Source organism: Lactococcus sp. UBA7128 (genome assembly GCF_002492185.1).
GTDB lineage: Bacteria > Bacillota > Bacilli > Lactobacillales > Streptococcaceae > Lactococcus > Lactococcus muris.
The window spans coordinates 24,015-38,443 of the sequence record NZ_DKXK01000001.1 but is presented as its reverse complement, the minus strand read 5'-3'; the positions used below and the strand labels follow the sequence as shown (position 1 = coordinate 38,443).

Here is a 14,429-nt window from a genome sequence, read left to right as displayed (position 1 = left end):
GGACTTTTCTTAATTTCTATTTTATCATGTTTCCTTTGATGCTCAGTCTAATTTCTGAACTTCCTATTTCCAACTCGTGATAATGTAACCTCCTGTATTATCGCTTGAAATTTCATATTGCGCATCATTTGGTAACTGTAACTGGTTATCATGTGGGGTTTCGTAACGAACTGTGTAGTTCTTTCCCCCTTTATTCAAACGATAACTTCCTACCTTTTTTAGTCTTTCGATATATTCTTCAAGGACAAGCTCGTGCTCTGTCATGTATTGGGCGTGCACTTCTCCCACATAACGGAAGTGCCAAGGTTCGTTTGCAATGCCTGTTATTGCTGTCTTATCTCCAGGATAACGCAGAATAAAACCGTACTTCCAAGCATTTTTGATAAGGTACTGTGATTGAGGTGAGTTTTCAACATCAGCGACATTTTGAATCGCGATATCCGCAGCAAGACCTGTCTCATGTTCACTATGTCCAGCTTCTTGTACATAGGCTTTATCTGCTGTATTAAAATAAAGTTGCTCTTGTTCTTCAGCCGTTCGGTAGCCGCTATTAAGGATGAGCTGTCCCCCTACCGCATTACGCGTATCATTGAGAAGGCTAGAAACAGCAGTTAGAACATCTGTTCTTAAAAAAAGACCGTTATTACTACTGACCAAATCTGGTACAGATCCATTAGAAGCAAAAGCATATTCACTATTCACAAGTTGTAAATTTTTTGTATCAACTATGTCTGACAGAGATATCGTAATCATAGTCGCCTCTTCTTGTACCTCAGCTTCTTGTTGCTCACCTGCTAGAACAGGTAGAAAAGTAGTTTGTACTTGACTAAAATATGACCGCAGACCAAAGACAACAGCAATAGCTGATACTAGAACTAAAAGAATTACGTGGTCTTTTCTTTTTCGACTTTTATTTTTACGCATCATAAAACTCCTTTATATTTAACGCTAACCTTAATTTATCAAAGAAGCTTTAAGTTTTTTCAAGTGAAATCTTAAGATTTATCAAAGAATAGGAAAGCCTATCAAAATTTTTTAACAAAAAGAGCTTGGGATGATGGTACAAAAATAATGAAAAACGCTCAACCACGGCACATAAAAATTCCATGGTCAAGCATTTTTTCTTTTATGGGTTTGAGTAAAATCAGTCTCTCTCGGCTTTTGTTTCACCCCCCTTCTATGCCAATATTCTTATATCATTTCATAGCTTTCCTTTTTTTAGCAAAATCCTTAATCATCACTTTACGAACTTCTCGAGGCAAAAATTTACGGATATCTTCTTCATGGTAACCCACCTGAAGATGATTATTATCAATGATTAAGGGTTGACGGAGTAACATCGGGTTATCAACAATGGCTTGTATGAGTTCTTTAATGGTCAGTGAGTAAAAGTCCTCCTTTAGACTCTGTATTGCTTTGCCTCTACGCGTAATCACATCATCTGAGCCCTCCTCCGTTAAAGAAAAAATAGCAAGCACTTCTTCTTTTGTCAGTTCATCTTTTGTTAAATCTATTTCCTTATACTCAAGTTGATGCTCTTTAAGCCATCTTCTTACCTTTTGTGATGATGAGTTAGCTGCTGCCGTATATAGCTTAATCATGGATTTCCTCCTCTTTTCATTATTATTAATTATTAGGAGCTTTCTAGTAAAAATTTTAAAGCAGTACTTTTAATTTACTATTTTTTTCTTATTTCTGAGTTAACCATTCCTTAAACTAAATTTAAACCTCTCAACTGTCTTCCTTAAGAATCTACTGTATCCACTCTAGGAAAAATGGCTACACAATCAGACTATCACTGCACTTCAAGGACTCTTTTTCAAAAAATATCTCACTTATGCTTCACTAAACATCACACATCTATTTAAGAGTGCTGGGTAATAACTTTTCATTTTAAGCCAAAATTGGCATGTTTTTAACCATTTATTCAGTGCTTCTTCTAAGACAACAAAACAGCTCCGAATTTCGGGGCTGCTTGTCTACAATAATATAAAATACGTTTACAAGAATATTTTATTGGTCAACCAAAAGACGAACTTTCTTCCCTTCAACGGGTACAAAGTAAACTACTGTACGGATGGCTTGAATGATACGACCTTGACGGCCAATAATACGGCCAATGTCTCCTTCAGCCACTTCTAAGTGGTACTCCATAAATTCTTCGCCCTCGACAACTTCCAGCGAAACCGCATCTGGATCTGTAACCAAAGGTTTCACAATAGTCATCACAAGTTCTTTCACATCTTTTTGCATTTCTTACCTCTACTCTGACTAAAATAGTCCAAATTATTGTGAAATTGACAAAAAACGGCCTCTGCCGCTTTTATAATTATTTGCTGTATTTTTGTTCGTGGAACTTTTTCATAATACCAGCTTTTGAAAGAATATTACGAACTGTATCAGATGGTTGTGCACCATTGTTAAGCCATTCCATAACGCGTTCTTCTTTCAAAGTCACTTGGTTTTCAGCTACAAGTGGGTTGTAAGTTCCAACTGTTTCGATGAAACGACCATCACGTGGTGAACGTGAATCAGCAACGTTGATACGGTAGTAAGGTTTTTTCTTTGAACCCATGCGAGTTAAACGAATTTTTACAGACATGTTATATTTCCTATTTCTATTTTTTATTACCTAACTATTATAGCATAAAATTTTGTCCTGTCAAGAAAAAAACTTGACAGCATTTTTATTTATTATTTTGACGGATTTTCAGCAAAAGTTTTTCGGCTATCGCTTGATTCATTACCTTTTCTTGGCGGAGTTTTTCACTCAAAATAGTGATTTCTTCGTCTTTAGCGCCCACTGTCATTGCTAAGGCACGGACTTGTAAACTCATATGTCCTTGCTGTATTCCTTCAGAAACTAAGGCACGTAGGGCCGCCAAGTTTTGCGCTAAGCCCACTGCAGCAATGACCTGTGCTAAGTCTTTTGCCTCTGTAATTTCTAAGAGTTCTAAAGCTGCTTGAGCTTTGGGTAAAACTTTTACTGCGCCACCAACTGTGGCCACTGGCAAGGGGAGCTCAAGGCTTCCAAATAGTATGCCGTCCTTTGCATGCCACTCCGCCAGACCTTGGTAACTCCCCTCCTTGCTTGCATAAGCATGAATTCCTGAGGCTACGGCGCGTGTGTCATTTCCTGTGGCGAGAACAACTGCATTGATGCCATTCATAATGCCTTTATTATGTGTGGCTGCACGGTAAGGGTCGATTTTAGAAAAACGTGAAGCCGCCTGAATTTTTTCAGCAACTTCTTGTCCATTATTTCCTTTATTCAGTCGCTCAACGGGAATTTCACAACTGACTTTAACCAAGGACTCTGTAGCATAATTGCTCAAGATACTGAACAAGATTTTTTGCTCTGGAAACCATGTGCGAAAAAGATTAGCAACGCCTTCCAATATGGCATTCACAATATTCGCTCCCATCGCATCTTTCACATCCACTTTAAAATCAACGGATACAAACCCTTCTGCTTCGAAAGCCCTGCTGCTCACATGTCGTAAACCACCGCCACGTTTAACAATGGAGGGATAAGCTTCTTTTGCAGCACGAAAAATTCCGGCTTGATTTTCTTCAATAGTCTGCATTAATTGTTCCGCCTGCTCGACATCATAAAAAACAATCTGCCCCCGCATTAACCGCTCTGCAAGTACTGTTTGAAATTCTCCAGCTATCTTTGCCCCATTACTTGCGGCTGCAATCACAGAAGGTTCTTCGGTGACCATTGGGACGAGGTATTTTTTGCCATTAATGACAAAGTTTTGCGCCAAACCCATGGGTAACTCAAATTCACTGACTTGGTTTTCGATAAGATTGTCTGCTAAAGCCGCATCAAGTACTGTTTCTTCTAAAATTTGTCTTGTTTCTGACTTTAAGTCAAGAAAATCCAGACGCTCTGCTGGACTCATTTGGTAAAATTTTTTCTTCATATTCATTGATTAAACTAAATTAGGGTTTTCCAAGAGGACAGCCAAGCCAAGACCACCACCGATACAAAGGCTAGCAATACCATAACGCTTATTTTCACGTTGAAGCGCATAAGCTAAAGTTGTCAAAATACGGGCTCCTGATGAACCGATAGCATGGCCTAAAGCAATAGCACCACCATAAATATTCACTTTTTCTTCTGGAATATTAAGCTCTTGATTTACAGCTACACTGGAAGCAGCAAAAGCTTCATTGATTTCGAACAGGTCAATATCTTCAATATCCAAATCTGTACGTTCAAGCAACTGACGAATGGCCTTAATTGGTGAAACACCCATAATCTCAGGATCGATTCCAACTTCTTCACTGGCTAATAATTTTGCCAAAACCGGAAGCTCTTTAGCTTCGGCATAATCATTGCTTGCCAAAATTAAAGCAGACGCCCCATCGTTTACTGGCGATGAATTACCTGCAGTTATACTGCCGCTCTCGCTGAAAGCAGTACGCAGTGAAGAAAGTTTTTCTAGTGATGAGTTCGCACGAATCGTCTCATCTTCTGCTAAGTCTGAAAATGGCACGATTTCTTTTTCAAATGCGCCTGCTGTGCGTGCAGCTAGGGCTTTTTCTTGTGAACGTTGAGCAAAGCGATCTTGTTCTTCACGACTAACCTCAAATTGCTCGGCGATTGTTTCACCAATCAAGCCCATAGATTCACCGTTAAAGGCATCAACCAACCCTTCAGACATCATCGTAAGAACTTCTTCACCAGATTTACGGTGGCGAATGATTGGAGATTGAGACATTGATTCTGTCCCCCCAGCGATCACGACATCGGCTTCCTCAAGTTGTAAAAGTTGTTTGGCAAGAATCACTGCCTTCATACCAGAACCACAGACTTCATTCACAGTTGAAGCTGGAACATGGTGAGAAAGACCACTGTTAATTGAAATTTGACGAGCAATATTTTGACCTGTACCAGCCTGTAGTACATTGCCAAAAATCACTTGTTTGACGTCATCTTTAATATCTTCATGACGTTCAAGTAAGTTTTTAACGACATGAACACCGAGTTCTGCAGCTGTCTTATCTGACAGCGCACCATCATATTTTCCGACAGGCGTACGAAGCGCATCGATAATTACTATTTCTTTCATAAGCCCAGTATAGCACATTTCCCTCCCAAATAGTCAAAAGTTTTTTCCATTTTTTAATCTTTTATGGTAAAATTGGAGCTTAAGCATACAAATTTATCAAGCTTATAAACTGGAGGATGTATATGAATATTGGTATTGACAAGCTTGCCTTTTTTGTTCCTGAAACTTATGTAGATATGACTGATTTAGCACACGCGCGTGAGGTTGATCCTGCTAAATTTCATATCGGTATCGGGCAAGACCAAATGGCCGTCAATCCGATCAGCCAAGATCTCATCACCTTTGCGACCAACGCAGCTGCTGAAATTCTGACTGAAGAAGACAAACAAGCGATTGACATGGTCATTGTTGGTACCGAGTCTTCAGTTGATGAGTCAAAAGCTTCTGCTGTTGTGGTTCATGGTTTGCTTGACATTCAACCTTTTGCACGTTCCATTGAGCTCAAAGAAGCCTGTTATGCCACAACAGCTGGCTTACAAATGGCTAAAGACCATGTTTATCGTCATCCAGAGCGCAAAGTTCTTGTTATCGCGACAGATATTGCCAAATATGGCCTAAATACAGGTGGCGAACCAACACAAGGCGCCGGTGCTGTAGCCATGTTAATTGCAGCTAACCCTAATATCTTAGCGCTCAATGATGACTCTGTCAGCTTGACGCAAGATATTTATGACTTCTGGCGTCCTTTTGGTGACACTTATCCAACTGTTGATGGACAGTTTTCAAATGCCACTTACATTGAAGCCTTTGCTAAGGTTTGGCAAGAGTATGCACGTCGTACTGGACTAGGTTTCTCTGATTTTGCTGCTTTAGCTTTCCATACGCCTTATACTAAGATGGGGAAAAAAGCGCTGCTTCCACAACTTGAAGGTGAAAGTTCTGAAGTTCAAGAACATCTTCTGGCGCAATATGAAAAAGGAATCACCTACAATCGCCGCGTCGGGAATCTTTATACCGGTTCGCTTTACCTCAGTCTGATTTCTCTACTGGAAAATGCTGAAAACTTAAAAGCAGACGATAAGATTGGTCTCTTTAGCTACGGCTCTGGAACAGTTGCCGAATTTTTCTCTGGTCAATTAGTTGAAGGCTTTGAGCAGCATCTCCGCAAGTCAGAGCATCAAGCCCTTTTAGACAATCGCAGAAAACTTTCAATTCCAGAATATGAGGAAATGTTCTCAGAAAGTCTGGATGCACATGTTGATCAAACATTCTCTGATCCTACGCCTTACAGCCTTGCTGAGTTAAAAAATTCGACACGACGCTATCGTAAATAAAAAAATAAATCATTGGTCTTGATGGCCAATGATTTTTTGTTTATCTAAAAAATTGTCGGAACAAGTCCGCCGTCCATTCGAAGTGCTTCGCCAGAAAAGGCACCTGCAAGAGGACTTGCCACATAAGCGATAAAATTGCCAATTTCTTCGGGATGAATCAAACGTTGGATTGTTGATGTTGGACGATTGTTCACCATGAAGGCGCGACTTCTTTCCTCAACAGAATCCAACTCTGGATAAAGCGATGCCAGTAAACTCTCGACACCCTCTGTTAATGTTGAACCTGGCATCACCGTATTAATCGTTACTGTCGTACCTACTGTTTCACGACTTAAAGATTTCGCCAAAGACAGATTCATCGTTTTGGTCATAGAGTAATGTGGCATTTCTGGACTTGGCATAATCGCTGCTTCTGATGCAATGAAGATGATGCGACCATTTGAATTTTTAGCAAGCATTTTAGGAAGATAAAATTTTGCCAAGGCAATCCCAGAGATAGAGTTGACCTCAAAATAACGGCGCCATTCATCTAAGTCTATTTCTTCAAATTTTGCGTCGTTAAATATCGCCATATTATTGACTAAGATATCAACTTCTGGAAAAGCTTGGAAAAGAGCTTGCCGTTCTTTTTCTACTGATAAATCATAAGCTGCCGGATAAAATGCGCTTTGCGGGTATTTTTTACTTAAATCCTCAATTACTTTTTCAACAACATCCAGTGATCTGCCATTGATAATAACATTAGTGCCTTCAGCTGCTAGACTCTCTGCAATCGCACGACCAATCCCTTTGGTTGAACCAGTCACTAAAGCCAACTTATTTGATAATTTTAAATCCATAAATTCCTCTCCTTCTCATTCAATATAATCTTTATTATAGAACACGGAAATATTTTTGTACAGTACCTACTTTAAAGTTCCCTAAGCACTAAAAGGTATCCAACATTAGAACGAATTGATTGATGCATTCTTTTTAATTGTTAAGGCATCCGTTTCAAAGTTCAAAGTCTCTCTAGCTCACACATCCTTATACAATCATCGCTCTCTATAGATTAGCTTTAGATTCTAAAAACAAAAACAAGCATTTCATGACGAATGCTTGTTTCTTGACTGATTTTAAACGGTTACTTCTTTCTTCATCGCCTTTTTAGCTGTTGCCATCATCAAACGAATCCGATTCAACTGGTTGACCGCAGAAACACCGGGGTCATAGTCAATCGGGCTAATATTTGCTCCCGGATATTGGCGACGTAACTCTTTCAGCATACCTTTACCCACGATATGGTTGGGAAGACAGCCAAATGGTTGGAGACAGACGATATTTTGAACACCATTTTGTAAGAGTTCAATCATTTCTCCTGTCAAGAACCAGCCTTCGCCTGTGTGATTTCCCACTGAAAGGATACCTTCTGTATTGGCCGCAATTTCATAAATAGACTCAATGCCCTCAAAGCGTTCCGACGCTCGCAAAGCCTTGTCCATCGGTTTTTCCAGCATATTAATAATAGAGAGTAGAGCTTTTGCCATCAATTTATTTTTCTTTGCAAAGCCAAGCTCATCGGTTTTCCAGATTTGATTGTATAAAGAATAGTTCATAAAGCCAATCAAATCTAGAACAACTGCTTCGCCGCCTTCTTCTTCGATAATACTCACAATATCGTTGTTGGCTGTTTTGCTGTATTTAACCAGAATTTCACCGACAACGCCCACTCGTGGTTTTTGAATATCAAGGAGTTCGATATTGTCGAAGTCCTTGATTATCTGTTTCATGTTCTTGTTGAACTCAAAAATAGAGGCAGATTTAACATTATGTTGCGCTTTTGCTAACCATTTCGCATGAAGCGCATTAACTGAACCTTTTTCAGCTTCATAAGGTCGCGTCCGATAAACCACGCGCTCAAACAAGTCACCATAAAGCACAGCAATCATAAAACGAGTCAAAAGTGGCACAGTAAACTTGAAGCCTTTCTCTGTCCCTTGATTGCCCATGGATAAGCTCACCACTGGAACTTGAGGAAAACCAGCATCGACAAGCGCCTTACGGAGTAAAGGAATATAGTTTGTTGCGCGACATCCGCCACCTGTTTGGGTCATCATAACAGATGTATTATCCACGTCATATTCGCCAGATTGGAGAGCTTCGATGAGTTGACCAATCGTTATGATTGCAGGGTAGCAAGAATCGTTATTCACAAATTTTAGTCCCTTGTTCACCGAGCTTTGGGTTTCCGGCAACACAACCACATTATATCCTGAAGCTTCAAAAGCATTCTCAAGCAAGCCTTCTTGGTGAATCGGCGACAACATGGGCATGAGGAGCGTGTGTTTTTTAGCCATTTCTTTTGTAAAGACCGGATGTGTTTCAACAATTTCTTTGATCTGGATATTTTCTTCAACAGCGTGTCGACTGCGTTCGGCTACTGCCGCCTTAAGTGAACGTAGACGAATACGCACTGCTCCCATATTTGACCCTTCATCAATCTTAAGGACTGTATAAAGCTTATTATGGTTGCGCATAATTTCTTCCACTTGGTCCGTTGTCACTGCATCCAAACCACAACCAAATGAATTCAATTGCACTAATTCCAAATTTTTATTTTTACACACTACCTGCGCTGCGGCATATAGGCGTGAGTGGTAAACCCATTGATTGACAACGCGCAGCCCAGCAACTTCTTCGAGATGCGCAATGCTGTCCTCTGTTAAAACATGAAAGCCTTCTTGCGTAATAATGTCGGCAATGCCGTGATTAATTTCAGGGTCCAAATGATAAGGACGCCCTGAGAGAACAATAGCTTTTTCCTTGTTAAGGTTAATCTGCATAAGCAACTCTTCTGCCTTGTCCCGAATGTCTTGCTTGAAGTTCTCCATTTCTTCAAAACCGTGGAAAACCGCAGCTTTCACTTCAGGCAAGTCCACAGTAAAACCTTGAGCAAGCAAAGCTTTATAGACATTTTCTGCTACACCTTCTCGGTCAGCTAGATTAATAAATGGCTGAAGGTATTTAACCTTCCCTTCTCGAATTTCATCAATATTGTTACGAATCACTTCGGGATAAGACTGAACAATCGGACAGTTATAATTATTTTCTGCTTGGGCCTGTTCTTTTTGTTCATAAAGCACTGAAGGATAAAAGATAGCCGGAACATCCTTTTGAATCAAGGACATAATATGCCCGTGTGAAAGCTTGGCAGGATAACAAACTGTATCAGAAGGAATTGTTTCAATTCCTTTTTCAAAAAGTTCTTTATCAGACTTAGGGGATAATACTACTCGGAAACCTAGATCCGTTAACATGGTATGCCAGAGCGGATAATTTTCATACATGTTTAGGACACGAGGAATACCTATTTCTCCCCTTGTCTGTTTTTTCTTGGTTAAACTCCGGTATTTGAAAAGCTTCTTGTATTTATAGTCGACAAGATTGACCTTTTTCTCACGTTTATCAACTTTTACTTGTGTTGCTTTTTCTGCGCCTCGCTCACAGCGGTTTCCTGTAACAAACTTACTGCCGTCATTAAAGACCGTCAACGTCATTTTACACTGATTTTCGCAAAGGCCACAAACCATAAATTCTTTTTGTGTGCTGAAAGCTTCCAAATCGTGCAAGTTCAGAATTCTTGATTTTTGCCCAAACTCTTCCTGTTCTAGAGAAATCAAAGCACAGCCATAAGCGCCCATAAGTCCTGCTATAGAAGGACGAACAACTTCACGTTCGGAGATTTTTTCAAAAGCACGAAGTACAGCTTCATTATAGAAAGTCCCACCTTGAACAACAATCTTTGTTCCTAATTCTTCAGGACGTTTGACTTTGATGACTTTATAGAGGGCATTTTTGATGACAGAATAACTTAAACCAGCAGAGATATCACCTACAGTCGCCCCTTCTTTTTGCACTTGTTTCACTTTTGAATTCATAAAGACTGTACAACGTGAACCAAGGTTTACCGGGTGTTTTGCTAATAAAGCAATTTCGGCAAAATCACGCACATCATATTTCAAAGAATGAGCGAAGGTCTCAATGAAAGAACCACATCCGGAAGAACACGCTTCGTTTAAAGATATTGAGCTTAAAGCCCCGTCAGTGATACGCATGGCTTTCATGTCTTGGCCACCAATATCTAAAATAAAGTCGACACCAGGATTAAAATAATCCGCTGCCTTATAGTGCGCCATCGTCTCAACTTCCCCGTAATCGACTCGGAGTGCAGCTTTAATCAGATGTTCACCATAGCCGGTCACTGTAGATTTGGCAATATAAACATCTTCCGGCAGTAAACGATAGACTTCTTTCAAGACAGCAATGACCGACTCCAAAGGTTCGCCATTATTTGAACCATAGTGCTCAAAAAGAATATGTCCTTCGCCATCAATGAGCACAATTTTTGTGGTAGTTGATCCTGCATCAATTCCTAAAAAGGCTGCGCCTTGATGTTCAGAAAGCTTTTTATAGCTTGCTTTTGCCTTAGCATGACGTACTCGAAAATCTGCTAACTCTTGTTCATTTTCAAAAAGACAATCCAAAGTATCCTGCGGAATCAAGCTGTCACTATTGTCATTTTCTAGATTGTCTATTAAAGTGCGAATCGTACTTGTTCTTGTTTCCTCAGCTAACGCAGCTCCCATTGCCACAAAAAGTTGAGGATTTTCGGGAAAAATAACATCCTCTTCTGCGATATCCAAAGTTTCAATAAATCGCTTGCGCAATTCGCTCATGAAATAGAGCGGTCCTCCGAGAAAAGCGATTTTCCCTGTAATCTTACGACCCGATGCTAACCCAGCAATCGTTTGATTCACCACGGCTTGGAATATTGAGGCGGCTATATCTTCTTTGCGTACTCCTTCATTGAGAAGAGGCTGAACATCTGTTTTGGCAAAAACACCACAGCGGCTCGCGATGGGATAAATTTTTTCATAGTCTTTGGCTAATGTATTGACACCCGCAGCATCTACTTTAAGTAAAGCTGCCATCTGGTCAATAAAAGCTCCCGTCCCACCAGCACAAGTGCCATTCATACGAAGCTCTTGGGTCCCTGCATCAAAGAATGTCATCTTGGCATCTTCTCCACCAAGTTCAATCATGACATCTGTTTCAGGGATAAATTTCTCGATAGTAATCGAGCTTGCGATAACTTCTTGAATAAAAGGCACATCAATCACATCTGCAAGCCCCATCCCGCCTGAACCTGTGATTGCTAGGTCAAGTGAACACTCGCCTCGTTCTTCCAATAATTCTTTTAATACTTTTATCGTTGCGGTTTTTACATCTGAAAAATGGCGCTCATATCGCCTAAAAATGAGTTGATAATCCTCATCAAAAACAACGAGTTTTACTGTTGTAGAACCGACATCAATCCCAGCCTTATAATTTTTCATAGTATTTTTTCCTTCTCTATTTGACAGGCTGTTGCTTATCTTATTCATTGTCTATTTTATCATTAATTACTCATTTTTCAATCATCAAGTTACAAGTTAATGTCATTTAAACAACATTATAAAGTAAACCGTTGCTTATGACAAAGATGTTTGACATCCTCCAAAATCCTATACGAGATGGAGTGTTTTCTTTATACAAAGTCTGCTAAAAAAGGAGGGGAGAATTATGGCTGTATGTTATATGAAAAAGTCGAGAAAAATAAATTTCTCGACTACGATTACTTTGATTCTTAAAGCGCTTGAAAAACTTGTGTCTTAAACTCTTTCTTTCCATAATCCTCCGCCACTTTTCAGGTCTTTCAGAAAGATAATCTTCTTTTTAAAGTCCAGGTCCATCATTAATGGAGTATCTAAAGATTCCTGCATGCGTTTGGCCTAAGCGAAGACTATTCCGTGCTTGGAGCTGTACTCCCTTATCTTTAGCAAAGTTGATTTTGTAAAATGTCCCAGAACCTGTCGCCTCAACAAAACTAGGCAGATTATTATCTGTGATCGAAATCACTGGGTGTGCAGTATTTAACTCAAGCGGCTTGCTTCGCTCCCCCTCAAAATCAACCCAACTAAACTTAATGGCATCAGGAAATCTATTTTCTATCATGGTTACCGTAACATGAAAATTCGGTTTTTGTCCACGGTCATCCCCAAGTACAAGATGATTCGTTTCATTTTTTTCTAACCAGTTGCTAAAGCCTCCCCCAAAAGGCAAGCTTGCTAGGTCAATGCTAAAGGTTGAATTCATACTAGATAGGTCCGGGTGCATAAAGGCTCCCAGAGGCTTAAAGAAAGAAATATAGCCTGCGGTCCGTAGAGCGTTCCTCTGCACATCAGTAAACCTATTAGGCTCTAGGTTAACTTGCTGTACACCAGCCCCTGTTGCTACACTGGTCATATTGATAATAGTCCCATGATTTGCCCTTACAAAGGTATCGTTTCCTGTTTGAGCTAGGTTTCTCCTATTGATATCAGCAGTATCAAAACTTCCATCCCACACATTAGCAAAAGGCTCATGATATGTCGATAAGTGTGTCCTCAAACCATTTCCGACACCAACAAGCTCTGACGTAGAGGGATTGTTATCATGATCATAGCTGTCCCCCTCTTTCAAAATACGAATTGGAAAATTTCGAACATTCGCATGAATAACAGGTTGAGCTGTATTGGTATTCCGTGAGTTTATCGTAAATGAACGGACATTATTCAGAACGATTTCTGAGCCTGCGCCTGGTGTTCCAGCTATGGTGGCGTTGTTAGCTGTTTGTGTAGTTGCTGGACTATTGATAATAAATTCACTATCTGGTCCAAAATTCCACCGGACAGCACCATTAAATCCACCCCAGCCACCTGAGCTTCCCGCAGGTAAGCCTCCCGTATTACTCCGACCAATATTCATAACAAGTGAACTGTTGTGTGAGATAAAGCGAGCACCTTCTGCCATATTAAAATCCCAAGTTCTATAGTCGCCATGCTGAAACCATGTATTAAGTCCTGTAATCCCAGTCCGTGCAGTAGACGTGACTAAAAACTCAGAATTTTTTTGAAAATCCCATGTGAAATTATGAATTGAATGACTCTGAGACCGACTCCAGTACATAGCATAAGAAGTATCTAAGTTCATCGTTAGTTTAGCATCTTCATGCAATCTCAAAAGATAACGATCGATCACTTCCATAAAGAAAGGCTGATCATTCCCCCAATTGTAGTCTAGAGCAGTGTGACCATCCAAGACTTCCACATGTGCACCGCCTTCTATAAATTCCCCCTGATTATCACTTCCTGTCAAGTTCCCAGTTCCAGACTGCCAAACTCGGAAATAGTTTGTTCCTGAGAAATTTATATGTGCATAGTGAGCATAGATTGGTGTGGCACTGGTAGTACCTGCACCATTAATGTATCTTACATCTTTATATGTAAAAGTAGGCTTGACATTACGACCCCGGGCTTGAAAAACTCCTCCTGTGATGCTATTGATTACTGTTGCATTAGCGAGTGTCAAGCGTGTTTCAGGTGTAATAGTGACTGTATCATTTGACTGTGCTGGTACTCCAACAGAACCTGATATTGAGTTACTTGTCCGTCCTTGAACACCTGCAAACCAGCCTCGACGCGGACCTCCTCCAGTCCCCTGTGCGTTCGAATCCCCACGACCTCCACTACCATTTGTTGGTGTCGTATCATTGTCAAAATACAATGTATTGCTGTTACCATCAATATATAAGGACCGCCCTTCTCGAATGGTATCTTGGTTGACCGAACCTCCTGCAGCTTGATTTCCCATAATCTGCGACCAAACATTATTTCCAAAAACAGTTCCTGTTACTTCAAAGCGAATTGTTCCATGATTACCTGCAGTAAAGTTAGCCCTTATCGTTGGGGAACTCCCCTCATTTATTGGTGCCAAATTTAACTGTGGACTTAGGTAAGTATCCATCATATCCCGCCAGTTGTCGGTCTGAAAAGTGACTTGCGGACGGCCGAACTCATCTTCTCCCAGTACACCACCAGTTAAAACTGCAGCTGTAGTCGGTTTCGCCATGAATAAGAGCCCGAAAGCCAAAGCAGATAAGACTATGAGTTTTTTTACGGACAATATAGACAATTCCATACACATCCATGAGCTTTTTCTGTGTTTTTTCATTGGT

At 40.3% G+C, this 14,429-nt stretch carries 10 protein-coding genes; 1 reads left to right on the top strand and 9 read right to left on the bottom strand.

Translation table 11 applies throughout. The annotated features are described in order from the left end of the window. Window positions 1–63: 63 nt before the first annotated feature. The 6 genes from B4H39_RS00165 to B4H39_RS00140 all read right to left on the bottom strand — a co-directional run bounded on the left by B4H39_RS00165 (window position 64) and on the right by B4H39_RS00140 (window position 5,081). A complete protein-coding gene (locus B4H39_RS00165) occupies window positions 64–927 on the bottom strand; it encodes a M15 family metallopeptidase (protein ID WP_251421012.1) in 864 nt (287 codons plus the stop codon). Between the two features lie 269 nt (window positions 928–1,196). Then, window positions 1,197–1,601: a Spx/MgsR family RNA polymerase-binding regulatory protein gene (locus B4H39_RS00160; protein WP_251421013.1), complete on the bottom strand. Its 405-nt coding sequence runs from the start codon at window positions 1,599–1,601 to the stop codon at window positions 1,197–1,199. A 412-nt stretch (window positions 1,602–2,013) separates the two neighbouring features. Further along, window positions 2,014–2,253 (bottom strand): KH domain-containing protein, encoded by a 240-nt coding sequence (locus tag B4H39_RS00155; protein WP_202231393.1) that lies wholly within the window; start codon window positions 2,251–2,253, stop codon window positions 2,014–2,016. A gap of 76 nt (window positions 2,254–2,329) precedes the next feature. After that, complete coding sequence (rpsP, locus tag B4H39_RS00150; protein WP_202231392.1) at window positions 2,330–2,602, bottom strand: 30S ribosomal protein S16; 273 nt, start codon at window positions 2,600–2,602, stop codon at window positions 2,330–2,332. A gap of 85 nt (window positions 2,603–2,687) precedes the next feature. Continuing rightward, on the bottom strand, window positions 2,688–3,929 hold the full coding sequence (locus tag B4H39_RS00145) for a hydroxymethylglutaryl-CoA reductase, degradative (protein ID WP_251421015.1): 1,242 nt from the start codon (window positions 3,927–3,929) through the stop codon (window positions 2,688–2,690). Window positions 3,930–3,938: 9 nt separating this feature from the next. Continuing rightward, on the bottom strand, window positions 3,939–5,081 hold the full coding sequence (locus B4H39_RS00140; protein WP_202231390.1) for a thiolase family protein: 1,143 nt from the start codon (window positions 5,079–5,081) through the stop codon (window positions 3,939–3,941). 122 nt (window positions 5,082–5,203) lie between these two features. Here B4H39_RS00140 and B4H39_RS00135 point away from each other — a divergent pair, with 122 nt between their 5' ends. Then, complete coding sequence (locus B4H39_RS00135; RefSeq protein ID WP_251421016.1) at window positions 5,204–6,355, top strand: hydroxymethylglutaryl-CoA synthase; 1,152 nt, start codon at window positions 5,204–5,206, stop codon at window positions 6,353–6,355. A 44-nt stretch (window positions 6,356–6,399) separates the two neighbouring features. On the opposite strand, the gene B4H39_RS00130 is transcribed toward B4H39_RS00135, so the two are convergent. From B4H39_RS00130 to B4H39_RS00120, 3 genes are all read right to left on the bottom strand, one after another. Then, window positions 6,400–7,194 (bottom strand): SDR family NAD(P)-dependent oxidoreductase, encoded by a 795-nt coding sequence (locus B4H39_RS00130; RefSeq protein WP_251421018.1) that lies wholly within the window; start codon window positions 7,192–7,194, stop codon window positions 6,400–6,402. Between the two features lie 276 nt (window positions 7,195–7,470). After that, window positions 7,471–11,730 carry a 2-hydroxyacyl-CoA dehydratase gene (locus B4H39_RS00125; RefSeq protein WP_251421020.1) on the bottom strand — a complete coding sequence of 1,420 codons (4,260 nt, stop codon included), beginning with the start codon at window positions 11,728–11,730 and terminating at the stop codon, window positions 7,471–7,473. 379 nt (window positions 11,731–12,109) lie between these two features. Beyond that, window positions 12,110–14,425 carry a hypothetical protein gene (locus B4H39_RS00120; protein ID WP_251421022.1) on the bottom strand — a complete coding sequence of 772 codons (2,316 nt, stop codon included), beginning with the start codon at window positions 14,423–14,425 and terminating at the stop codon, window positions 12,110–12,112. Between the last annotated feature and the right edge of the window lie 4 nt (window positions 14,426–14,429).